This window comes from Sulfitobacter delicatus (assembly GCF_900102535.1).
In the GTDB taxonomy this organism is placed as follows: domain Bacteria; phylum Pseudomonadota; class Alphaproteobacteria; order Rhodobacterales; family Rhodobacteraceae; genus Sulfitobacter; species Sulfitobacter delicatus.
Genome location: NZ_FNBP01000002.1, coordinates 182,249 through 204,835 on the forward strand (window position 1 = coordinate 182,249; position 22,587 = coordinate 204,835).

20 protein-coding genes are annotated in these 22,587 nt (G+C 62.1%); 4 read left to right on the plus strand and 16 right to left on the minus strand.

The genetic code is table 11. The features are described 5' to 3' along the window. The first annotated feature begins 97 nt into the window (after positions 1–97). Positions 98–1,084, plus strand: a complete 987-nt coding sequence (gene cobS / locus BLS57_RS04170; RefSeq protein WP_093739505.1) for a cobaltochelatase subunit CobS — start codon at positions 98–100, stop codon at positions 1,082–1,084. Positions 1,085–1,156: 72 nt separating this feature from the next. On the opposite strand, the gene BLS57_RS04175 is transcribed toward cobS, so the two are convergent. Further along, a complete protein-coding gene (locus tag BLS57_RS04175) occupies positions 1,157–1,999 on the minus strand; it encodes a PRC-barrel domain-containing protein (RefSeq protein ID WP_167356366.1) in 843 nt (280 codons plus the stop codon). Between the two features lie 216 nt (positions 2,000–2,215). On the opposite strand from BLS57_RS04175, the gene cobT reads away from it, so the two are divergent. The 3 genes from cobT to BLS57_RS04190 are packed head-to-tail and all read left to right on the plus strand — an operon-like array spanning position 2,216 to position 6,301. Then, positions 2,216–4,090, plus strand: a complete 1,875-nt coding sequence (gene cobT / locus BLS57_RS04180) for a cobaltochelatase subunit CobT (RefSeq protein WP_093739509.1) — start codon at positions 2,216–2,218, stop codon at positions 4,088–4,090. A gap of 41 nt (positions 4,091–4,131) precedes the next feature. Further along, positions 4,132–5,922: an aminopeptidase P family protein gene (locus BLS57_RS04185; RefSeq protein ID WP_093739511.1), complete on the plus strand. Its 1,791-nt coding sequence runs from the start codon at positions 4,132–4,134 to the stop codon at positions 5,920–5,922. A 34-nt stretch (positions 5,923–5,956) separates the two neighbouring features. Then, positions 5,957–6,301: a DUF427 domain-containing protein gene (locus BLS57_RS04190; RefSeq protein ID WP_093739513.1), complete on the plus strand. Its 345-nt coding sequence runs from the start codon at positions 5,957–5,959 to the stop codon at positions 6,299–6,301. Between the two features lie 6 nt (positions 6,302–6,307). Here the strand turns inward: BLS57_RS04190 and BLS57_RS04195 are convergent, their stop codons facing one another. From BLS57_RS04195 to ftsW, 15 genes are all read right to left on the minus strand, one after another. Further along, positions 6,308–7,993 (minus strand): chloride channel protein, encoded by a 1,686-nt coding sequence (locus BLS57_RS04195; RefSeq protein ID WP_093739515.1) that lies wholly within the window; start codon positions 7,991–7,993, stop codon positions 6,308–6,310. Between the two features lie 62 nt (positions 7,994–8,055). Next, positions 8,056–9,726 carry a DNA repair protein RecN gene (gene recN, locus BLS57_RS04200; RefSeq protein WP_093739517.1) on the minus strand — a complete coding sequence of 557 codons (1,671 nt, stop codon included), beginning with the start codon at positions 9,724–9,726 and terminating at the stop codon, positions 8,056–8,058. Positions 9,727–9,758: 32 nt separating this feature from the next. Beyond that, on the minus strand, positions 9,759–10,625 hold the full coding sequence (locus BLS57_RS04205; protein ID WP_093740298.1) for an outer membrane protein assembly factor BamD: 867 nt from the start codon (positions 10,623–10,625) through the stop codon (positions 9,759–9,761). 212 nt (positions 10,626–10,837) lie between these two features. Next, complete coding sequence (lpxC, locus tag BLS57_RS04210; protein WP_244153592.1) at positions 10,838–11,788, minus strand: UDP-3-O-acyl-N-acetylglucosamine deacetylase; 951 nt, start codon at positions 11,786–11,788, stop codon at positions 10,838–10,840. 182 nt (positions 11,789–11,970) lie between these two features. Further along, positions 11,971–13,578: a cell division protein FtsZ gene (gene ftsZ, locus BLS57_RS04215; RefSeq protein WP_093739519.1), complete on the minus strand. Its 1,608-nt coding sequence runs from the start codon at positions 13,576–13,578 to the stop codon at positions 11,971–11,973. 174 nt (positions 13,579–13,752) lie between these two features. Beyond that, positions 13,753–15,087: a cell division protein FtsA gene (ftsA, locus tag BLS57_RS04220; RefSeq protein WP_093739521.1), complete on the minus strand. Its 1,335-nt coding sequence runs from the start codon at positions 15,085–15,087 to the stop codon at positions 13,753–13,755. 30 nt (positions 15,088–15,117) lie between these two features. Next, positions 15,118–15,999 (minus strand): cell division protein FtsQ/DivIB, encoded by an 882-nt coding sequence (locus tag BLS57_RS04225; protein ID WP_093739523.1) that lies wholly within the window; start codon positions 15,997–15,999, stop codon positions 15,118–15,120. Then, positions 15,987–16,868, minus strand: a complete 882-nt coding sequence (locus tag BLS57_RS04230) for a D-alanine--D-alanine ligase (protein ID WP_244153609.1) — start codon at positions 16,866–16,868, stop codon at positions 15,987–15,989. The genes BLS57_RS04225 and BLS57_RS04230 overlap by 13 nt, the downstream gene beginning before the upstream one ends. Before the next feature lie 128 nt (positions 16,869–16,996). Beyond that, the gene (gene murB, locus BLS57_RS04235) at positions 16,997–17,944 is read right to left on the minus strand and encodes a UDP-N-acetylmuramate dehydrogenase (RefSeq protein WP_093739525.1); all 948 of its coding nucleotides are present in this window, start codon (positions 17,942–17,944) and stop codon (positions 16,997–16,999) included. Between the two features lie 39 nt (positions 17,945–17,983). Beyond that, a complete protein-coding gene (locus BLS57_RS04240; RefSeq protein ID WP_093739527.1) occupies positions 17,984–18,283 on the minus strand; it encodes a hypothetical protein in 300 nt (99 codons plus the stop codon). After that, positions 18,280–18,558, minus strand: a complete 279-nt coding sequence (locus BLS57_RS04245) for a DUF2484 family protein (RefSeq protein ID WP_093739529.1) — start codon at positions 18,556–18,558, stop codon at positions 18,280–18,282. Before BLS57_RS04245 ends, BLS57_RS04240 begins: the two co-directional genes overlap by 4 nt. Further along, on the minus strand, positions 18,555–18,806 hold the full coding sequence (locus BLS57_RS04250) for a DUF2484 family protein (RefSeq protein ID WP_093739531.1): 252 nt from the start codon (positions 18,804–18,806) through the stop codon (positions 18,555–18,557). Before BLS57_RS04250 ends, BLS57_RS04245 begins: the two co-directional genes overlap by 4 nt. Further along, entirely contained in the window at positions 18,803–20,221 is a 1,419-nt protein-coding gene (gene murC / locus BLS57_RS04255) for a UDP-N-acetylmuramate--L-alanine ligase (RefSeq protein ID WP_093739533.1), read from the minus strand. The genes BLS57_RS04250 and murC overlap by 4 nt, the downstream gene beginning before the upstream one ends. Continuing rightward, positions 20,218–21,342, minus strand: a complete 1,125-nt coding sequence (gene murG, locus BLS57_RS04260) for an undecaprenyldiphospho-muramoylpentapeptide beta-N-acetylglucosaminyltransferase (RefSeq protein ID WP_093739535.1) — start codon at positions 21,340–21,342, stop codon at positions 20,218–20,220. Before murG ends, murC begins: the two co-directional genes overlap by 4 nt. Next, entirely contained in the window at positions 21,342–22,508 is a 1,167-nt protein-coding gene (ftsW, locus tag BLS57_RS04265; RefSeq protein ID WP_093739537.1) for a putative lipid II flippase FtsW, read from the minus strand. The genes murG and ftsW overlap by 1 nt, the downstream gene beginning before the upstream one ends. Between the last annotated feature and the right edge of the window lie 79 nt (positions 22,509–22,587).

The window sequence follows — 22,587 nt, forward strand, 5'->3', positions numbered from 1 at the left end:
TGCCAGTTGCCCCCTTTCCCTTGCGGATAGGCACGATATGTTGCACCAGATACGCGCGCGGCCCGACCCGCGCGCCTAAGGAAAAGGATAACGAGCGATGGCCGACGGCGCACTGGAACATGACATGAAACCCACCGAAGAGCTTTCGGTGCGCGACGTCTTCGGCATCGATTCCGATATGGTCGTCAAAGGTTTCCCCGAGCGCACGTCCCGTGTGCCCGATGTGGACAGCACCTATAAATTCGATCCCGACACCACGCTGGCGATCCTTGCGGGCTTCACCCACAACCGCCGTGTGATGATCCAAGGCTACCACGGCACGGGTAAATCGACGCACATCGAACAGGTTGCCGCCCAGTTGAACTGGCCCACCGTGCGTGTGAACCTCGACAGTCACATCTCCCGCATCGACCTGATCGGCAAAGACGCGATCAAGCTGCGCGACGGCAAGCAGGTCACCGAGTTCCACGAAGGCATCCTGCCTTGGGCGCTGCGCAACCCGACGGCGATTGTGTTCGACGAATATGACGCAGGCCGCGCCGATGTGATGTTCGTGATCCAGCGCGTGCTGGAGCATGACGGCAAGCTGACGCTGATGGACCAGAACGAAATCATCACCCCACACCCCTATTTCCGCCTCTTTGCGACGGCGAACACCGTGGGTCTGGGCGATACGACGGGCCTGTACCACGGCACACAGCAGATCAACCAAGCGCAGATGGACCGCTGGTCGCTCGTCGCCACGCTGAACTACCTCAGTATCGACGCCGAGACGGCCATCGTGCTGGCGAAGAACCCGCATTACAACACCGAGAAGGGCCGCAAGACCCTCAAGCAGATGGTCACTGTGGCAGACCTCACGCGGACGGCCTTTATGAATGGTGAACTGTCCACTGTGATGTCCCCGCGAACCGTGATCGCTTGGGCGCAGAACGCCGAGATTTTCCGCAATGTCGGCTATGCCTTCCGCCTCTCGTTCCTCAACAAATGTGATGAGTTGGAGCGCCAGACCGTGGCCGAGTTTTACCAGCGTCTGTTTGACGAGGAACTGCCCGAAAGTGCCGCGAGCCTCAGCTTGGGCTGACCCACCAAATTCTCGAACACGAAAAAAGGGGCGCTGTTTCAGCGCCCCTTTGTCGTTCAAGCCTCAGCTCTATTAGTTCGAGGGAACAGGCTCTGTGCTTTCAGCCGCGTTCGGATCTTGCGGCGCGGTGTTTTCAAGCGCTTGTTGCTCAGCTTGCATATCCTGAGCCGTCTTGAAGGCTTCAGCGGCTTCAAGGTCGGCTTTGGTCGCCGAGGAAACCAGACGCAGTGTGCCGCTTTCGTCGGTCATGGTGGAGAGGCTGTCCATCTTCACAGCGACCCATTTCTCACCAAGGCCGAGAAAGCCACCCACACCGATCACAACGCCTTCAACTGAGCCGTCGAGGTTCACGATCAAGTCGTCCACATCACCGATCTTCTCACCAGCGTCCGAATAGACGTTGCTGCCGATCAGGTCGTCCGCGAGGATGGTGTTCTCGCTTTGCATGGTGATCTGGCCTTCGACGGGTTTGGCAGGCTCTTCCGCAGGCGCTTCTGCCACGGCGTCAGCAGCCGCTGGGTCGTCGGTCATCGGGGTTTCTGCGGTGTCGATGGCGTCACCGGACGCGGGTGCATCCGTGGCCGGGGCTTCGGCGCTGTCGGTTGCGTCGTCAGTCTCAGGCACCTCGGCGGTATCCGTTTCCACCTCGGCATCTGCTTCAACGTCAGCGGTGTCTGTTTCGACCTCGGTATCAGCCTCGGCGTCAGCGGTGTCGGTCTCGGTTTCGGTTTCTACCTCACCCTCGGCCTCCATCGTCTCTTCGGTTTCCGTCGCCTCGTCGGTCTGCGGTGCTTCGGCGGTTGCTTCGCCCTCAACGGGCTTCACAGCGTCGTCCTGAGCAGCAACGGCCAGAGGGGCCGTACCCAAAACAGCGATCATAGCCAAGCGGCTCGCGTGTTGCATGAAATTGGTCATTTTCTTCACTCCTACTTGCTGAGACGCGTTGCTGCCAGGGTTCAGAGCGGCACCGTTGCGTCGACTGGTGAGGAAATCCCGATCTGGGGGTGGGGGTTCCCGCTCAGAGGGAGGGATGGGCGGGAACTGGCGCATGCCGTGCAGAGCCCCTGCCCCTTTGACCCTCCTGCGAAAACCTGCCAAACCTCATGGCGTAGCTGACAGAGGCATGGGCCCATGAAGAAATCCGACAACCCCGCTGACGCGTTCAAGAAAGCCCTCGCCGAGGCGACGAAAACCATGGCCGACGATACGGAGTTGAACGTCAGCTACTCCGTTGATCCTTCGGGACTTTCCGGCGATTCGATGCGCTTGCCGCAGGTCAGCCGCCGGATGACCCGCGAGGAAGTTCTGCTGGCCCGCGGCACCGCCGATGCGCTGGCGCTGAACCGCCGCTACCATGACGACGCCACCCATGCGCGTTACGCGCCCCAAGGCGACATGGCGCGCGATCTTTACGAGGCGATGGAAACCGCCCGCTGCGAGGCGATGGGTGCGCGCGATATGCCCGGCACTGCCGGAAACATCGACGTCAAAATCAAACATGACGCCCTGCGCAAGGGCTACGATCAGGCCAAACAGGCCAGCGATGTGCCGCTGGCGGTCGCCGCTGGCTATATGGTGCGGCATCTGGCCACCGGGCGCGATCTGCCTGCCGGGGCCGAAAACGCCATGGAGTTATGGCGTGGGTTTATCGAGGATCAAGCGGGCGGCACGCTCGAAGGGCTGGACGGCAGCCTCGCCGATCAGGCAGCCTTTGCCCGTCTCGCGCGCAAGATGATCTCGGACCTTGGCTATGGCGATCAGCTGGGCGATGACCCGGACAACCAAGACGACGATCAGGAAGATCAGGCCGAAGAAGGCGCGGAAGAAGAGCAAGACCCTGACAGCACCGGACAAGACGATCAGGACGAGGAAGAGGCCGAGGGCACGCCTGAGAACAGCCAAGAGGAACAGCAGGACGACAGTCAGGCGCAGGTCTCTATGGATGACGAGGCTGATCAGGAGCTGGGCGACGAGGCCGACATGCCTGAGGGCGACGCGCCCATGGACCCGCCGCCCCCGCCGCCTGTGTCGGATGCCGACCCCGATTACCGCGTCTATCTAGGCGAGCATGACGAGGTCATCGGGGCCGAAGAACTTGCCGAGCCGATCGAACTGGAGCGACTGCGGGCCTATCTGGACCAACAGCTTGAGCCACTCAAAGGCGCGGTGGGCCGTTTGGCCAACAAACTGCAACGCCGTTTGCAGGCGCAGCAGAACCGCTCATGGGAGTTCGACCTCGAAGAAGGCACGCTCGACGCGGGCCGTTTGGCGCGGGTGGTGGCGAACCCCACGACGCCGCTGAGCTTTAAGGTCGAGAAAGATACCGAGTTCCGCGATACCGTGGTGACGCTGCTGCTAGACAACTCCGGCTCCATGCGAGGCCGCCCGATCTCCATCGCCGCGATCTGCGCCGATGTCTTGGCGCGCACGCTGGAGCGTTGCAATGTGAAGGTCGAAATCCTTGGCTTCACCACCCGCGCTTGGAAGGGCGGTCAGGCGCGTGAGGCGTGGTTGAACGACGGACGGCCCGCGCAGCCGGGGCGGCTGAATGATCTGCGGCACATCATCTACAAGTCGGCCGATGCGCCTTGGCGGCGGACCCGCGACCACCTGGGGCTGATGATGAAAGAAGGACTGCTGAAGGAAAACATCGACGGCGAGGCGCTGGAATGGGCGCACCGCCGGATGTTGGCCCGGCATGAGGCGCGCAAGATTTTGATGGTGATATCTGACGGTGCCCCGGTGGATGACAGCACGTTGTCTGTAAACCCGGCGAATTATCTGGAGAAGCACCTGCGCGATGTGATCGCGATGGTTGAGAAACGTCGGGCGGTGGAACTGTTGGCAATTGGCATCGGTCATGACGTGACGCGCTATTACGACCGCGCTGTGACGATCACGGATGTGGACCAGCTTGCTGGCGCGATGACCGAGCAGTTGGCCGCGCTGTTTGACAGTGATCCGCGGAAACGGGCGCGTGTCATGGGCATGCGTCGCGTTGGCTGAGCAGTCGGACGGTATTTGAAAAAGGATGAAGGAGGGGCTGCGTGTTCCAGAGTTTCGAGGTCACCGCGCGTCCGGAACAGGGGCCGCCGCGGCTGGCGGCGCTGCGGGCAGAGATGAGGCGCGCAGGGCTGGACGGGTTTCTGGTGCCGCGTGCGGATGCCCATCAGGGGGAGTATGTAGCAGCACGGGATGACCGATTGGCGTGGCTGACCGGGTTTACCGGCTCGGCGGGGTTTTGTGCGGTGCTGCAGGAGGCGGCGGGCGTTTTTATCGATGGGCGCTATCGCACACAGGTTAAGGCGCAGGTAGCGCAGGAATTCACGCCCGTGCCTTGGCCTGAGGTTTCCTTGGCGGATTGGTTGAAGGATCAGCTCCACCAAGGCGGTGTGGTGGGGTTTGATCCTTGGCTGCATACGCCGGGGCAACTGGCGAAGATTGAAGAGGGGCTGCAGGGTTCAGACATCACCTTGAAGCGTTCGGAAAATCTAGTCGACCGGATTTGGGCCGACCAGCCCCCTGCCCCGATGGGCGAGGCGCAGGTGCATCCGATTGCATTTGCGGGGGAAAGCCACGACGACAAGCGTAAGCGCTTGGCGGAAACCCTGCGAGAGGCGGGGCAGAAGGCCGCGCTGATTACCCTGCCCGACAGCCATAACTGGCTTTTGAACATCCGTGGACAGGATATCCCGCGCAACCCGGTGGCGCATGGCTTTGCGGTTCTGCACGACGACGGGCGGGTGGATCTGTTCATGTCGGCCGCCAAGCTCGCTGAAGTTCAAGGGCATCTGGGCGAAGAGGTCACGCAGCTGGAGCCGGACACCCTGCCGGACTACCTCGAACAGCTAGAGGGCCTGGTTCGGTTGGACCAACAGACCGCCCCCGTGGCCCTGGCGGATATCCTCGGGGAGCGGGCCGTTTGGGGCGAAGACCCCTGTGCCCTCCCAAAGGCCTGCAAGAATGATGCGGAGATCGCCGGGGCCGCGGAAGCGCATCTGCGAGACGGGGCGGCGGTAGTCGAACAGCTTGCTTGGCTCGACGCGCAACCGCCGGGGAGCCTGACTGAAACGCAGGTCGTGCAGCACCTCGAAGAGTTGCGGCGTCGGGATGAATCCCTGCGCGACATCAGTTTTGAGACCATTGCCGGGACCGGCCCTAATGGGGCGATCATGCATTACCGGGTGACCGAGGAAACCGACAGTGTTTTGCAGGACGGTCATCTGCTCGTGCTCGACAGTGGCGGGCAATATCTCGACGGCACCACAGATATCACCCGCACCGTCGCAATCGGCACCCCTTCTCCGGAAGCGCGGGCGGCCTTTACGCGGGTTCTTTCTGGCATGATCGCCATGAGCCGGCTGCGCTGGCCCAAGGGGTTGGCCGGGCGAGATATCGAGATGCTGGGCCGTCTGCCACTGTGGATGGCGGGACAGGATTTTGATCACGGGTTGGGGCATGGTGTCGGGGCCTATCTTTCGGTCCATGAGGGTCCGCAGCGGCTGAGCCGGATGAGCATGGTGCCGCTGCAGCCGGGCATGATCCTGAGCAATGAGCCGGGGTATTACCGCGAGGGGTCTTTTGGCATCCGCATTGAGAACCTCCTAGTCGTGCAAGAAGCGCCAGAGGTACCCGGCGGTGATGCGCATCGCGAGATGCTTAACTGGCGCACGCTGACGCTCGCGCCGATTGACCGGCGGCTGATTGATGTAGCGTCCCTGGCGCCTGAAGCGCGTGACTGGCTCAATGCCTATCACCGCGACGTTGCGGAAAAGATCGGCCCGCGGGTATCCCCTGCCGCGAAACTGTGGTTGGATGCAGCTACGGCGCCGCTATGAGCGTCTGATTTCAACAAATCAGGGGAGATGCGGCATGGCCGACCATATCAAGATCACAGCGGCACAGGGCACATGGGTGGTGCGCGCAGGCGGCGCGGTTCTGGGCGAGTCGACCAATGCGCTGGAACTGCGCGAAGGGGACTACCCGCCGGTCATCTATTTCCCGCGCGGTGATATTGCCATGGCCTTCCTCGACGCCTCTGACAAAACGACCCATTGCCCGCATAAGGGCGATGCGACCTATTTTTCGGTCGTGACCAAGAGCCGCACGTTGCAGGACGCGGTCTGGTCCTATGAGGATCCGAAAGAGGATGTGGCTGAGATTAAGGGCCACCTCGCCTTTGATCCGCGCGAAGAGATTGCCATCGAGCGGGTCTAACCCCGTTTAGGAATGTTCCTCGGCCGCCGTCGCTGCCAATGCGCGGTTATAGGCTTTGAGCGCATCGACATGGAACAATGCGCCGAGCAATTCGGGCGGCGCATTGGCGCTGAGCGTCACCACGGGGATAAAGTTCTTTTCTGTCTGCTCAAACATCGGCAGCGCGGCCTCTAGCGTGGCGGCGCCGTCGATATAGGTGCCTTGGTCGATCAATTCCCAGCAGGCCTCCTCGGGGGCGGCATCGGCATCATCGGGGCGCCGCATGATGCGGGCGACCATGAACATTGACAGCAGATAAGCCTGCGGCCCGGCGGCGAGATGCACACCGCGCCGCTCCATCTGGGTGAGGAAGAAGGACCGGTCCACCAGCCGTGAGGCGAGTGCGGTGGACATGCTGACGGCCACCATAACCGCAAGGCCGGTTTGCCAGTCGCCTGTCATCTCGAACACGATCAACGTGGTGGAAATCGGCGCACCCAGCACGGCAGCAGCCACCGCCCCCATACCCGCCAGCGCATAAAGCGAGGACGAGCCGGAAACCTCGGGGAAGACGCCGGTAGCGATCAGGCCAAAAGCCAAGCCGGTGAGAGCGCCGACCATAAGCGAAGGGGAAAACACCCCGCCGCCCATGCGTCCGCCCAAGGTGATTGCCACTGCGGCCACTTTGAGAGCCGTAAACACGATGGCCTCATGCAAGACCAACTCGCCGGTGAGCGCCATCGACGTCGTCTCATAGCCGACCCCGATGATATGCGGGAACCAGAGCGCGATCACGCCCAGCACCGCCCCCGCAACCGCAGGGCGCAACCAGCGGGCCAGACCTGTGCGCGCTTGCAGGTAGTTGCCGAAATCCTCAGCCCAGAAGATCGCGCGCATCAGCACAACCGAGACGACCCCGCAGGTCAGGCCAAGCAGGAGGAAGGCGGGCAGTTCGACATAGAATTGCACATCGCCAAGGCTCGGCAGGACGAACTCGGTCAATCCGCCGAACTCCAGCCGATTGATAACCGTGCCTGCGGCAGAGGCGATGACGATGGGCGCGAAGGCGTGAACGGCGAAATGGCGTAGCACCACTTCGAGGGCAAAGAGCGCGCCGGCAATCGGTGCGTTAAAGCTAGCTGAGACAGCGGCGGCCACAGCGCAGCCAAGCAGGTCGCGCCCGGTGATGCCATCGGCATTCATCAAGCGGCTGACCTTGGTCGAGATCACAGCGGCCAGGTGCACCACCGGCCCTTCCCGGCCCGAAGAGCCGCCGGTGGATAGGGTAATCAACGAGGCCAGTGCCGAGGCCACCCCGGCGCGGGTTTCGACCCGGCCATCGTGCATGGCAGCGCCGAGGATCACGTCACCCACCGTTCGCGCGCGCCCGTCATTGGTAAAACGGTGCAGGATCAGACCGACCAGCAGCCCTCCTATGGTGGGGATCAGAACAACCCAATACCACGGCAGACCGGCCAGAAAACTGTGCAGGAATTGCACATCGTCGGTGCCGTAGAGCGTGGCCTGTAGCCAGTTAATGCCCTTGCGGAAAAAGAGCGCCGCGAAGCCCGCAGCAATGCCCACGAGCAAAGCGATGAACCAGAACGTGATCTTGCCCGGCCCTTGGGTGCGCAGAATATGCCAACCCCGTTTGCAGCCGCCAAGCGCCTGATCAAACTGTTGCGAAAAGAAAGGCTTATCTGACGGGGGCATGGGCTTTGACCAAAGGGAACCCTTCCTGTCTAGGCCAAGCTGATCCGAGGTAAAACCGTCATTTAAGAAGTCGTCGCTGCCTGTTGCCCTTCCAGCAGCGCTTTGGCTGCAGCGCGGGCGGCGTCGGTGATCGTATCGCCTGCCAGCATCCGCGCCACTTCGTCGACGCGTTCTTCCGGGGCCAGCGGGGTGACGGTTGAGGTCGTCATCCCCTTGGTGACCGACTTTGCCACGCGCCAGTGATGCGCGCCGAGGGCGGCCACTTGCGGCGAATGGGTTACGACCAGCACCTGCCCGTCTGCCGCCAGCGCCTTGAGCCGACGTCCGACAGCATCGGCAGTGGCACCACCGACGCCGCGGTCGATCTCGTCAAAGATCAGCGTCAGGCCGGACTGGCTTTGTGTCAGACAGACCTTGAGCGCCAAAAGAAAACGGCTCAATTCCCCGCCCGAGGCAATCTTGCCCAAAGGGCCAGCAGGGGCGCCGGGGTTGGTGGCCACGGTAAAGGACACCGCATCGCGCCCCTCGGGGCCTGCGACTTCGTCGGTGATTTGTGTGACGAAGACCGCCCGCTCCATCTTGAGCGGGGCGAGTTCTGCCGCAACGGCCTTGTCGAGCTTGGCCGCTGCCTTACGCCGCTTCTCTGACAGGGCCGTGGCCCGCGCGTCGTATAGCGCTTCAGCATCGCGCACCGCTTGCTCTAGCCCCGCCTGCGCTGCCTCGCCCGCGTCCAGCGCGTCCAGTTTGGCACGCAGCGTATCTGCAAAACCTGCCAGTTCATCCGGCTGCACATCATGCTTGCGCGCAAGCCCCCGGATGGCAAAGAGGCGCTCTTCGCAGGCTTCTAACTCGTAAGGATCAAAGGACATCCCGTCGATCGCATCGGCGACGCCAGACATTGCCTCGTCCAGTTCGACCATCGCGCGGTTCAGTGCGGCCATCGGCTCTTCCAACGTGCCTTCGGCCTTGTCGGCCACGCCGTCGAGCCAGCGCAGCGCATCGCCAAGTGCTGTTTCCGCTCCGCCCTGCCCCAACAACTCATATGCGTTGACCACATCGCGGCGGATCTTCTCGGCTCCCTGCATCAGTCGACGGCGGGTGTCGAGCGTGGCTTCTTCGCCCTCTTCAGGGGCGAGCTTGTCCAGTTCCGCGACCGCATGGCGCAGGAATTCTTCCTCGGCGGCAATCGCTTCGCGTTCAGCGGCAGCGGCCTGCGCCGCCTTGCGTGCCTTCGCGAGCGCAGACCACGCTTCACGGACGCTTGCGATGGCTTTCTGATTGCCTGCGTAATCGTCCAGAATAGCGCGGTGGCCACGTGGGTTCAGCAGTCCACGGTCATCATGCTGGCCATGCAGTTCCACCAAAGTCTCGGACAAGCGCCGCAGCACTTCGCCTGAGCAGCGACGGTCATTCACCCAAGCCGTCTTGCGCCCGTCAGCCGTGTTGATCCGGCGCAGGATCAATTCATCCCCGCTGGGCAGCCCTGCCTCTTCTAACACCGCATTGGCCGGGTGGCCTTCGGGCAGGTCAAACCAAGCGGTGACCTCCCCCTGCGCGGCTCCTTGGCGCACCAGATCGGCGCGCCCGCGCCAACCCAGAACAAAGCCCAATGCATCCAGCAGGATAGACTTGCCCGCGCCGGTTTCCCCGGTCAACACGTTCAGCCCCGGCTGGAAGCCAAGCTCCAGCCGGTCGATGATAAGCATGTCCGAAATATCAAGTCCGCGGAGCATTCAAAACCGTCGAATGACCTGCGTCATCCCCTTTAAAGCCACTCGCCCTTGATGGTCTGGCGATAGGCTGCCCCAAGCCAATTGTCCTTGTAGAACGCCGGCGCAAGGCCGCGGCCTGTGAGCAGCTTGTAGCTGTCCTCATACCATTCCGAGCCACGGTAGTTGTGGCCCAGAATTGCGCCCGCCGTCTGCGCCTCGTGGTTCAGACCGAGCGAGAGATAAGCTTCGACCAAACGGTGCAGCGCCTCTGCTGTGTGGGTCGTCGTCTGGAAATCCTCGACCACAACGCGGAAGCGGTTGATCGCGGCAGTATAGTGATCGCGACGCAGGTAGTAGCGACCGATCTCCATCTCTTTGCCCGCCAGATGGTCGAACGCGAGGTCGAACTTCAGGATCGCCGAGCGGGCATATTCGCTGTCAGGATAGCCTTCGATCACGCCACGCAGCGCTTGCAGCGCTTGGAAGGTCAGCCCTTGGTCGCGGCCCACTTCGTCAATCTGGTCGTAATAGCTCAGCGCCAGCAGATACTGTGCATAGGCGGCATCGTCATCGCCGGGATAGAAATCAATGAAACGCTGTGCGGCGGAGCGGCTGTTGGGGTAGTCCTGATCCTTGTGATAAGCAAACGCCTGCATGATCAGCGCGCGTTTGGCCCATTCGGAATAAGGATAGAGCCGTTCGATCTCGGCAAAATAGGTCGCGGCTTCGCCGGGGTTGTTGCCGTTCAACTCATATTCGCCGCGCTCGAAAATCTGTTCGGCGGTATAGGTTTCGAGCGGGATTTCTTGCGGGTTAAAGAAACTGCCGTCCGAGCGGCCATCGCCACCACCACAGGCTGCAAGAACAGCGACGAGGCCCAGTGCACCGATGACTCGCTTTCGCGAAACCGTTTCCGTCATGCCTGCACCCCTTGCATCGTCGAACCCATGGTCAAAGACCCTCTTGCGCATGTGACTAGCACATTAATATGCCATGCAAAACGCTCATTCCGCCCCCGCCATTCGGCAGTCGCGCAAAAGCGGCGCCCAGTGTCAGGCTTGTCACTTCGCATTAAGGAATACAAGGCATTGGCAGGGCGTTCAATGGCACATCGCACTGCGCAAAACGCCGTTTAGGCCACGGCGGGAATTTCGTCCCAAACCAACCCGAAGCCCGGCAGACGTTCGGCCTGCGCAGCGTCGCACGTGACCAGACGCACGGCATCGGGCGTGGCAAAAAGCGCCCGCAGCAATGTGTTGGTCAGCGAGTGACCCGCACGGGTGCCTTTGTAATGGCCCAGCAAGGGTGCGCCGGCCAGCGCCAGATCACCCAGAGCATCCAGCATCTTGTGACGCACAGGCTCATCCGCATGGCGTAGACCGCCGGGGCTAAGCACTTCGTCACCATCAAAGACCACGGCGTTTTCACCCGGCGCACCGCCAAGGGCAAGCCCGTTGGCCTGCATGGCTTCCACATCGGCCTGACGGCAGAAGGTCCGGCTGTCGCAAAGTTCGCGGGCAAAGGAGCCGTTATTCATGGTCAGCGATTTGCGCTGCTGGCCGATGGCCGCATCTGTAAAGTCGATCTCGAAATCAATGCGCAGCGTGTCCGCGGGAGAGATCGTCGCAGTGGCGTCGCCGTCCTGAACGGTCACGGTCTTGAGCACTTCGAAAGCCATGACCGGGGCCGCCAACTGGCGAATGCCACGCTGCATAATGCCACGTACGAAGGGTACGGAGGAACCGTCGAGGATCGGCACTTCGGGGCCGTCGATCTCAACCAATACGTTGTGAATGCCGCACCCTGCCAGCGCCGCCATCAGGTGCTCCACGGTGGAGACCGACAGGCCAGTGCGGTTTTCGAGTTTGGTGCAAAGCGGCGAACGGTTCACCGCATCCCAACGGGCGGGGATCAGACGGTCACCAACGGCGACGTCGCTGCGGGAGAACCAGATGCCGTGATGTGCAGAGGCCGGGCGCAGGGTCACAGTTGCAGGCAGACCGGAGTGCAGGCCTGTGCCACTGAAGCTGATCGCTGATTTGATTGTTGTCTGCACCGGGGCATCCTCAAGTTTGTCGTACATCTGCATGTATCTTGAACTCTGAAGTACTGCGCAGGTTCGGTTTGCTCAACTCAATCTTTGTAACCGTCTGAAACATGGCTGCAACATTTGGGCACAGCAACGCCTACCCCTTCGTAACCCATTATTTCAAAACGAAAAAGGGCCACCCGAAGGTGGCCCTTTCCGTGATTATCGTGATCGAATTAATTCGCCTGACGGCGCAGGAACGCGGGGATTTCGATGCGTTCTTGATCCGGGTCGTTGCTCTCTTGCGGCTGCGGCGCTGCAGCAGAGGCACGAGTCTGAACCGGCGGTTGCTGGCGCGCAGGACGGGCCTGTGCTTCGCCTTCGCCGTGGCCGGTCATCCGGTTGATCAGGGAGTTGATGCCGAAGCGACCTTTGTCGCCCTGCTCACCCTGTTGCGACTGCTGCTGCTGAGCGTGACGCTCGGGTGCGGCTTTCTGTGCAGCGGCGCGCAGACGGGCCAGAGCTTCGGGCGACGGCGTGCCGGGAGTCGGCGCACGCGGTGCAACGAATGTCTCAGGCTCGGCTTCGATGGCTTGCTCCTGGCGCGGCTCGAAAGCGGCAACTTCGGGCTGGTAGGCCGGTGCGGGCAGACCGTCGTCATCTTCGACAACGTTCTCTTCCTCGTAGCGGTCTTCCTGACGCTCGTTCTGCTGCAGGTCTTGGAACAGGGGAGCCTGCTCGACTTCCTGTTTCATCTCGGCGGCAACGGGCGCAGGCGCCTGTGCTGCGGAGACCGGAGCGACATCCTCAACCGAAACATTCTGGCGCAGCGGCTGGCTCATGGAGCGGCGGGGTACCGGGATTTCCGAGTTCACATCGGTGGCGTCGATGCCGGTGGCGACAACGCTGACGCGCATCAGGCCGCCCAGAGCTTCGTCCAGCGTGGAACCGACGATGATGTTCGCCTCTGGATCCACTTCCTCGCGGATGCGGTTGGCGGCTTCGTCCAGTTCGAAGAGGGTAAGGTCGTGACCACCGGTGATGTTGATGAGAACACCTTTGGCGCCGCGCAGGCTGATTTCGTCCAGCAGCGGGTTGGCGATGGCTTTCTCGGCAGCCTGGATGGCGCGATCTTCGCCCTCGGCCTCGCCTGTGCCCATCATCGCTTTGCCCATCTCGTCCATCACGGCGCGAACGTCAGCAAAGTCGAGGTTGATGAGACCCGGACGGACCATCAGGTCAGTCACGCCCTTCACACCTTGGTACAGCACGTCGTCGGCCATCGAGAAGGCTTCGGTAAAGGTGGTCTTTTCATTGGCCAGACGGAAGAGGTTCTGGTTAGGAATGATGATCAGCGTGTCGACGACCTTTTGCAGCGTCTCGACGCCGTCCTCGGCCTGACGCATGCGCTTGGCGCCTTCGAACTGGAAGGGCTTGGTCACGACGCCGACGGTCAGCACGCCCAGCTCACGCGCGGCCTGCGCGATGATCGGGGCCGCACCGGTGCCGGTGCCGCCGCCCATGCCGGCGGTGATGAAGCACATATGCGCGCCGGCAAGGTGGTCGACGATCTGCTCGATGCTCTCTTCAGCCGCTGCAGCGCCAACGGAGGCACGGGCGCCCGCGCCCAGACCTTCGGTGACCTTGATGCCCAGCTGAACGCGGTTCTCGGCCTGCGCTTGCTGCAGGGCCTGAGCGTCGGTGTTCGCCACAACGAAATCAACGCCATCCAGCTGCTTTTCGATCATGTTGTTGACCGCGTTGCCGCCAGCACCACCAACACCGAAGACGGTGATACGGGGTTTCAGATCATCTTGTCCTGGCATTGAAAGGTTGAGTGTCATGTGCTGTCCGCCTGTACAGTTGTCCGCGTTCTGCGGGGAGTTTTTCGACCAAATTTACCCGACCCTATCGGCATAGGGCCGGATCGTCACCTAAAAAACGTCTTTTTAACGCTAAATATGGGCAAAAACTTGCCGGTCGCCGCCTCATATCGGGTTAACCACCCGATATTGGGGTCACCAATTGTCACGGAACCATTTCACAGCGCGCTTCAGCGACCGCGAAGGGTAGCGATCGGCGGGGATGTCGAAGTCCCACCACTCGTCCTGCGGATGCGCCGCAAAGAGCGCGAGGCCCACGGCAGAGGCGAAACCCGGTCCGGTTGCCGCCTGCGGCAAGCCATGCACGCGCAGCGGGCGGCCCAGACGCACCTGCTGGCCAAGTATCTTGCTCGCCAACCCATCAAGGCCCGGTATCTGGCTGCCCGCCCCGGTAAGCACAATCTGCTGGCTTGGCAAGTGATCGAAACCGGCAGCATCCAGCCGAACGCGGACCTCTTCGAGGATCTCTTCGACCCGCGGACGCATGATGCCGATCAACTCGGCCCTGCTCGCCGTGCGACGGTCATGTTCATAGTCGCCGGTCTCGCCGCCGATCTCGATCATGTCGCGGTCGTCCATGCCTGTGGCGTGAACACCGCCGTAGAAGGTCTTGATCCGCTCGGCATTGGCCGTCGGCACCTGCAGCCCCATGGAAATGTCCGAAGTCACGTGATCGCCGCCCATGCGCACGGTATCGGCATAGATCATATGTTTCTTGATAAAGATCGACACGCCCGTTGTGCCGCCGCCCATGTCGATACAGGCCGCGCCCAACTCCTGCTCATCCTCAACCAACGCCGAGATGCCCGACGCATAGGAGGACGAAGCGATGCCCGCGAGTTCCAGATCACAACGCTTAATACAATGCGCCAGATGCTGCACTGTGTCGGCATCCACCGTCAGCATATGCATATCGACGGAAAGGCTGTTGCCCAACTGCCCACGCGGGTCAGCCAGACCACTGCGATGGTCTAGCGCAAAGTTCACCGGCTGGGCGTGCAAGACTTCGCGGCCCTCGCCGTATTCCGGCACGTCACAGCCCGCCAGCACCCGCGCCACGTCCTGCTCAGAGACCGACTGCCCCTCAAGCTCGACCTGCGCGTCAAGGCCGTAGCTGCGCGGCTCGCCGCCCGAGAAACAAGCGATCACGTGATCCACACGGATGCCCGCCATCTTCTGCGCGGCCTGAAGCGCCGTGCGAATGGCGCGCTCGGTCTCGCCCATGGCGCAGATCTCGCCAAAGCGGACCCCACGCGAACGGGTGGTCGCCGCGCCGATGACCCGAAAACCCGATTGCCCGGCCAGCGAGCCAATGTCGCCGTTCTCGCCATCGAGGCCGACCCCGTCAAAGCGCAACACCAAGCAAGCGATCTTGGAACTGCCCACGTCCAGAATGGCGACCACCCCGCGTTGAATCGCCAATTTGCGCATATGCCGCATCGAACGCTGACTGTCGTATAGATCCATCATTTTGTTACTGTCCCGATCCCAAAGGCCATCTTACTGGCCGGAAAGCTGCCTGATGTGCCACCATTCGCGGGTGGCCTCTTCGTTCATTCTAAGGGTTGGTCTTGCCGCCAACCGCATGTCCACCCGCGCGACGTCACGCGTGAGGACTTCTTGCGCGCCTTCCAGCGCGATAACCCGTTCCAGCGCCTGAACGGCGTTCTCTTCGGGGAGCATGATGCGCTGGTCGCGGTCCAGCACCACGTCCCAACGCCGTTCACCAACCCGCACCAAGCCGCGCAGGCGTTCACCCATAATGCTCGCCGCTGCAATCAGCTTGAGCGCTTCGGGCACGTGATCCGCCGCCCCTGCCCCGGCGATAAGGGGCAGGTCCGGATGGTCGAGCCGTGCGTCGATGTCCGTCACATGGGCGCCGGTATTATCCACCAGTGCCAAACCCTCTGCACTGCGCCAAACGGCGACCGGTACACGGGGGGTCACGTCGATCTGCAACACGCCGCCGGGGCGGATGCGGACATTGGCCTGTCTGACGCCGTGGATCGCCGTCACCTGTTCACGCAGGGCGGGGAGGTCCAGATCAAAGGACGACAGCGGAAACTCCAACGGCACCGCGGTGCGGATCTCGCTGGCCAGCATGTCGCTGGCCCCGTCGATGGCCATAAGCTTGACCATGAACTCCGGGCGTTCCTCAATGCTGGCGCGCACATCGGCGATGGCCTGAACCACCGTCCCGCGCCGCGCTTCGTCTGAGAGGTAGATCGTCCCGGCGAGCAGGCTCAGCGTGAAAGGCAGCCCAATGCGCAGGGCAAAGCGGAAGCCCGGCGTCAGCATCAGGCGCTGCATGCGCCAAGACCAGCGCGACGGCGCTGGATCGACCTTGGGGGTTTCGGGGCGGCGGCGGATCAGCGATCGCATGACGCATCCTCCACCATCCAAGCGCAGAGCGCGGGGAACGTGATACCAACCGCTGCCGCCTGTTCGGGCGTCAGCGAGGTCGCGGTCATGCCGGGCTGGGTGTTGGTCTCGAGCAGGATCAACCCTTCGGCACCCCGGCTCTCGTCCCAACGGAAATCGGTACGGCTGATGCCGCGGCAGCCGAGCGCGTCATGGGCGCGGCGGGCATAGTCGAGGCAAAGCGCGGTGATCTCTTCAGGCAGCTCTGCAGGCACTACATGGCGCGAGCCGCCGGGCTTGTACTTGGCGTCGTAATCATACCAGCCGGTGGTGATAATATCGGTCACGCCAAGCGCGCGGTCACCCATCACTGTGGTGGTGAGCTCTCGTCCGGGGGCGAAGGTCTCGACCATCACCTCGGCGGGCATGTCGTCAGACAGCTGCGGCGGGCCGTTGTTCTCGGCATTCACCAGATAAACGCCAACCGAAGAGCCTTCGTTATTGGGCTTCACCACATAGGGCGGCGTCATCACATGATCCGCCATCACGTCCGCCTTGGGCGCGATAACACTTTCCAACACGGGCAGCCCCGCATGGCGGAACACGTCTTTGGAGCGCTGCTTGTCCATCGCCAAAGCCGAGGCCAGCACGCCGGAATGTGTATAAGGAATATGCAGCCACTCGAGCAGGCCTTGGACGCAGCCATCCTCGCCCCAACGACCATGCAGGCAATTCAAAACGGCATCGGGTTTGAGATCACTCAGAACGGCAAAAAGGTCGCGGCCGGCTTCGACCTCGACCACTTCATATCCGCCATGTTCCCTCAGGGCAGCAGCGCATGCGCGCCCGCTGGACAAAGACACCTCGCGCTCAGCCGAAGGTCCGCCCATCAATACCGCCACTGTCGGGGTGTGTCCGCTCGACGTACCCACCAAAGTGCCTCTTTGCCTCGGGCCGTTTGCGGCCCCTATCGTTGTTATCGTTGCTTTGCCGTCTGCATTGGCTATCGCCTAACGGCTTAGCTTTGCGACACCGGATCACCCAATTTTTCACCGATGCGCTTAATTTCCCATTCTAGCCTTATACCGCTTGAAGCGTAAACCTTTTTTCGCACCTCCTCACCCAATGATTCGAGGTCATCGGCGGTGGCATCTCCGGTGTTGATGAGGAAGTTCGAGTGCTTCGGGCTCATCTGCGCGCCGCCGTATGTGGCGCCGCGCATTCCGGCTTCGTCGATCACTTTCCAAGCCTTCAGGTCGTGCACATCGTCGGCCTTCCCGGTGGACGAGAATCCAGCCGGGTTGCGGAAGGTCGAACCGGCGCTGCGGTCCTTTGTGGGTTGGGTTTCATCGCGTTTGGCAAGCTGGCTTTCCATCCGGGCGTGAAGCTCTTCCGGCACGCCTTTGGGCGGGGCAAAGGTCGCGCCAATCAGGACAGAACCGGGCGACAGATCGGTCTGGCGGTAACGGAAATTCAGGTCATCTGCGGTCAGCGTTACAACCTCTCCGGCCCGCGTCACGGCCTGCGCCGACACGAAATGATCCGCCGTATAGCTGCCGTAACAGCCCGCGTTCATGCGCAAGGCTCCGCCGATGCTGCCGGGAATGGTGCGCAAAAACGTCATATCAAGCCCGGCGTCTGCGGCCTTGCGGGCCACATGAGCGTCCAAAGCCGCCGCGCCGACGGTGATTTGGTCGTTCTCCACCTCAATACTGTTGAACCCACGCCCCAGACGGATCACCACAGCCCGCAGCCCGCCATCACGCACGATCAGGTTAGAGCCCACACCCATGGGAAAGACCTCAATCCCCTGCGGCAGCCGCCGCATGAAAAGGCAGAGATCGTCCAAATCGGCAGGCTGAAACAGATAGTCCGCAGGGCCGCCAACGCGCAGCCATGTGAGGTCATTCAGGGCGCGTTCAGGCGTCAGCTTGCCGCGCAGATCGGGTATGTTTAGCTTGGTCATGAAGGCGGACTTAGCCTATTTGCGCGGCAGGGCAAACCGTCAAGCGTCGTCCTTGTCGACCCGGCTTTCGCGCCAGCGCTGCGCCAAGCGCCCTGCCAGCCAGCCGAAGCCGAAACCGCCCACGGCATAGAGGACCACCGAAACCTGTGCGACCAGTGCATGCGGCTCGAATACCCGCGCATCAAGGCCAAAGACCATCCATATCGCGTTGAGCGCCAGTCCCACGGCCAGGACGAGGAAAAACAGCCCCACCCGCGCCCGAAACCCGGTCCAGAGGCAGGCGATCATCCACAGCGCGAATACCGTGAGCAACGCCGCCAGAGTGGGCGTCAGGGTCATTCCGCAGGCTCGCGGTTCTGGCCTGCGTCACGCCTGACAGCGCGCCGTAGCCAGCGCAGGAGATAGACAACCGGCCAACGCAGCACCGAACACCCCCCTGCCAGCACCAGCAGCCCGACCCAAGGTCCGTGTTGGGTGGTCACAAAGCCGACAATCGGGATGCCCGCAGCGATCAACATATAGGCGTTGCGCCAGTGGAAATCCTTGCTCGGCGTCATGGCCAGAATATTGGCAATCACGAACCAGAAACAGGCGAGGACCAGCGAGATGCTCATTTCGGCAACTCCGGTGTTTCCCTACGCAACCGGGCCGCAAGATAGCGCAACGGGTTGCGGAACATGGAGACAAAAGCAGCAAGCGCAGCGATGGCGAGCAACCAAGATTGGCTCACCCCAATCGCCACGATCAACGCAGGGGCCGCGATCAGCAGCGCGATCCCCGGCACGTATTGGTGGCGCATGGGCAGCATAGCCACGGTAACAGCGGCGAAGACCCAGAGGATCGACAGCCAAGCCAAAGTCACGCCGCAGCCTCCTTGGCCGCGCGCAGTGCGTCGGGCAATTCATTGGCCCAAGTGCTGATCGTACCCGCGCCCAAACAGACCACAATATCTCCCGGCTGGGCTTCGCGCCGCACCAGTTGGGTCAACGCTTCGGCATCCTCCACGGCAAAGGCGCGGCGGTGCCCGTGCTGGATCAACCCGTCGACCAAACCGTCCCGGTCGGCACCGGGGATCGGGTCTTCGCCCGCCGCATAGACATCGGCGATGCCAACCACGTCGGCATCGTTGAAACAGGCGCAGAACTCATCGAAATGGTGATGCAGGCGCGAATAGCGGTGCGGCTGATGCACCGCAATCACACGGCCTTTGCTGGCCTGACGTGCAGCTTTCAACACAGCAGCAATCTCCACCGGGTGATGCCCGTAGTCGTCAATGATGGTCACCCCATCAACCTCGCCCACCCGGGTAAACCGTCGGTTAACGCCGCCAAAGCTACCAAGCGCTGCGCGGATCTGCTCACCGCTCATGCCGAGGTGCCTCGACACGGCGACCGCCGCCAGCGCGTTGGAGACATTGTGATCGCCCGGCATCGGCAGGGCGCAGCCTTCGATGACCAGCCCCTCCGTCTGCAAATGCACATCGAAATGCGCGACGCCGTCTTTATAGTGCAGCCCCACGGCCCGGACATCTGCCTGCACGTTGAAGCCATAGGTCAGGACACGGCGGTCGGTGATCTTGCCCACCAAGGATTGCACCTCGGGATGGTCGATGCAGCAGACCGCCAAACCGTAGAACGGAATGTTCGACACGAAGTTCAAGAACCCCTGTCGCAGCGTATCGAAGTCACCCCAATGTTCCATATGCTCAGGGTCGATATTCGTAACAATCGCAATGGTCGCGGGCAGACGGTTGAAGGTGCCGTCAGACTCGTCAGCCTCGACCACCATCCATTCGCCCTGCCCCATTCGTGCATTGGAGCCATAGGCGTGGATCACCCCGCCGTTAATCACCGTCGGGTCGATGCCCCCGGCCACCAGCAGCTCAGCCACCATGGTCGTCGTGGTCGTCTTACCATGCGTCCCCGCGACGGCGATATTAGACTTAAGCCGCATAAGCTCAGCCAGCATCTCCGCACGGCGCACCACGGGCAAGCCACGGCGGCGGGCTTCGTCGAGCTCCGCATTGCCCGGTTTGATCGCGGACGAAACGACGATGACCGCGGCGCCATCAATATTCTCAGCCGCCTGCCCCTCAAATATCTTTGCACCCAACTCGGCCAACCGCACGGTGATCTTGGTCGCTTTCAGATCCGACCCCTGCACCCGGTAGCCGTGGTTCAGCAGCACTTCGGCAATGCCGGACATGCCGATGCCGCCAATGCCGACAAAATGGATCGGGCCAACGTCGGTCGGCAGTTTGGTAGCGGCACTATTCATGAAGGTTCGTCCTCTTCCCCAGCAGAGATCGATCCGGTCGATCCCAGTTGTTCGACCATATCGGCCAGAGTTTCGGCAGCGTCGGGCTTGCCCACCGACAGCGCGGCCCGCGACATCTGCAGGGCACCGTCAGGCGTTTCCAGCACCGACAGGATTTGTTCGGTCAGGATTTCGGGGTTGGCCTTGCGCTCGGGCACCATGATTGCGGCCCCTGCTTCGACCAACCCGCGCGCATTGGCGCTTTGGTGGTCGCCCGCCGCCGCGGCAAAGGGGATCAGGATCGACGGGCGGCCAATGACCGAAAGATCGGCGATGCTCGACGCGCCCGAGCGACTGATCACCAGCTGCGCTTCGGACATGCGACGCGGCACATCGTCAAAGAACGGACGAACATCGGCGTCGATCCCAGACTCGGCATAGTAGTCAGCGACCCGTTGGCCGTCTTCGTCACGTGCCTGATGGCTGACGCGGATATTACGGATCATCGACATCGGCAACGCGGCCAAGGCAGGCGGCACCACATCGCTCAGGATGCGCGCGCCTTGGCTGCCGCCCATCACCAATATCTCCATCGGATAATCGCCCGGCGCGATATAGCCTGCTCCGGCCCTGTCCAGCACAGCCGCCCGTACCGGGTTGCCAACATGCCAGCCCTGCACGCCCTCGGGCAGTTTCGTGGGCCAGACACCACAGGCCACGGCATCCACACGTTTGGCGAATATCTCATTTACCCGACCGAGGACGCCGTTTTGTTCATGGATCATACGCGGCTTGCGCAGCGCCCAAGCGGCACCGAGCGCCGGGATCGACGGGTAACCGCCAAACCCCACCACCACTGCAGGCCGGTCGCGAAGCATATTGAGCGCCGCCTTTGCCACGCCGGCCGCAATACGAAACGGCACCATCGCCTTGGCCGCGATACCGCCCCGCGCAAAGGTCGCGCTGCTGATCTGGTTGATCTCTACCTCTTCGGGAAAGCCCGACGTATAGCGTGCACCGCGCGCATCAGTACTGAGCTTCACGCGCCAACCGCGCTTCAGCATCACCTCGGCCAAAGCCTGTGCCGGAAACATATGCCCACCGGTCCCCCCGGCGGCGATGATCAGCAATGGCGCAGACATCAGCGGCGGCCCCGGCCCAGAATATCGCTGATCTCGCCCTGCGGGCGGGAACGGGTAAAGGCCAACAACATGCCCACAGCGATACCAGAGGCGATCACCGAAGAGCCACCGTAACTTACGAACGGCAGGGTCATGCCCTTGGCTGGCAAAAGCCGCACTGCCACACCCATGTTAATCATCGCCTGTACTCCGAATGTGCAGGCCAGCCCGGTTCCGGCCAGCCGGATGAAGGGATCACGTTCGCGCACCAGCCGCAGCAGCGAGCGAACAACCACGACTGTATATAGGGCAATGATGCAGACGACCAGAATAAGCCCGTATTCTTCTGCCGCGACGGCGATGATGAAGTCTGTATGCGCGTCCGGCAGCGACCATTTGACCTGCCCCTCGCCCACGCCAACCCCAAATAGCCCGCCTTCGCGGATCGCATTGGTGGCATAGCCAAGCTGGGTGGTCGGGTCGACATCAGGGCTCAGAAAGCCGTCAATCCGCCGTGCGAAGTGTTCGGAATTGGAATAGGCCACAGTGCCCGCAACCACGACCAGTCCGGCCATGCCCACCAGCAGCAGCATCGGCGCACCGCCGACGAAATACATCACGCCCCAGCCAAAAAGCACCAGACAAGCCTGACCAAAGTCTGGCTGTAGCGCCAGCATCAGCACGATGGAGATACACAGCGCAAAGGACCAAGCGCGTCCCGGCGGGCCGTTGATCTCAAGACTCGCAGCCATCGCCCAAGCAGCGGCGACCATAAAGCCGGGTTTGAGGAATTCGGAGGGCTGGAGTGAGGCAAAGCCCAAGCTGTACCAACGCGTAGCACCCTTGCCGAAATCTGTGCCGAAGAATGGCAGCAAAGCAAGTGCGACAAAGGAAATGATAAAGCCCAGCACCGCCAGACGCCGCACCACTGTGGGCGACATCATTGAGGTGAGCAGCATCGCAATCAGCGCCACACCGCCAAAGAATGCTTGCCGTTGGACATAGTGAAAGGGGTCAAAGCCGTTCTTGGCCGCCAAGGGCGGCGAGGCCGCGAGGCCCAAGAGCATCCCGACGGCAAAAAGCATCAACACGCAGGACAACGCCCAACGGTCGACCGTACGCCACCACTTTGGAAGAATCGGTTCGCCATCCCGTACCGGGACTGCGCCATAGACCATCTCTGTCATGGGTATCTGCCTTACACTGCCTCAACGGCCCCTTTTCGGGGTCTCAACCTGTAAGCTAGCGCGATTTGGCCCATGAAGC

Coding starts and splice junctions, on each gene's coding strand:
- cobS (WP_093739505.1), top strand. CDS start 98: ATGGCCGACGGCGCACTGGAACATGACATGAAACCCACCGAAGAGCTT.
- BLS57_RS04175 (WP_167356366.1), bottom strand. CDS start 1,999: ATGACCAATTTCATGCAACACGCGAGCCGCTTGGCTATGATCGCTGTT.
- cobT (WP_093739509.1), top strand. CDS start 2,216: ATGAAGAAATCCGACAACCCCGCTGACGCGTTCAAGAAAGCCCTCGCC.
- BLS57_RS04190 (WP_093739513.1), top strand. CDS start 5,957: ATGGCCGACCATATCAAGATCACAGCGGCACAGGGCACATGGGTGGTG.
- BLS57_RS04195 (WP_093739515.1), bottom strand. CDS start 7,993: ATGCCCCCGTCAGATAAGCCTTTCTTTTCGCAACAGTTTGATCAGGCG.
- recN (WP_093739517.1), bottom strand. CDS start 9,726: ATGCTCCGCGGACTTGATATTTCGGACATGCTTATCATCGACCGGCTG.
- BLS57_RS04205 (WP_093740298.1), bottom strand. CDS start 10,625: ATGACGGAAACGGTTTCGCGAAAGCGAGTCATCGGTGCACTGGGCCTC.
- lpxC (WP_244153592.1), bottom strand. CDS start 11,788: ATGTACGACAAACTTGAGGATGCCCCGGTGCAGACAACAATCAAATCA.
- ftsZ (WP_093739519.1), bottom strand. CDS start 13,578: ATGACACTCAACCTTTCAATGCCAGGACAAGATGATCTGAAACCCCGT.
- ftsA (WP_093739521.1), bottom strand. CDS start 15,087: ATGATGGATCTATACGACAGTCAGCGTTCGATGCGGCATATGCGCAAA.
- BLS57_RS04225 (WP_093739523.1), bottom strand. CDS start 15,999: ATGCGATCGCTGATCCGCCGCCGCCCCGAAACCCCCAAGGTCGATCCA.
- BLS57_RS04230 (WP_244153609.1), bottom strand. CDS start 16,868: ATGGGCGGACCTTCGGCTGAGCGCGAGGTGTCTTTGTCCAGCGGGCGC.
- murB (WP_093739525.1), bottom strand. CDS start 17,944: ATGACCAAGCTAAACATACCCGATCTGCGCGGCAAGCTGACGCCTGAA.
- BLS57_RS04240 (WP_093739527.1), bottom strand. CDS start 18,283: ATGACCCTGACGCCCACTCTGGCGGCGTTGCTCACGGTATTCGCGCTG.
- BLS57_RS04245 (WP_093739529.1), bottom strand. CDS start 18,558: ATGAGCATCTCGCTGGTCCTCGCCTGTTTCTGGTTCGTGATTGCCAAT.
- murC (WP_093739533.1), bottom strand. CDS start 20,221: ATGAATAGTGCCGCTACCAAACTGCCGACCGACGTTGGCCCGATCCAT.
- murG (WP_093739535.1), bottom strand. CDS start 21,342: ATGTCTGCGCCATTGCTGATCATCGCCGCCGGGGGGACCGGTGGGCAT.
- ftsW (WP_093739537.1), bottom strand. CDS start 22,508: ATGACAGAGATGGTCTATGGCGCAGTCCCGGTACGGGATGGCGAACCG.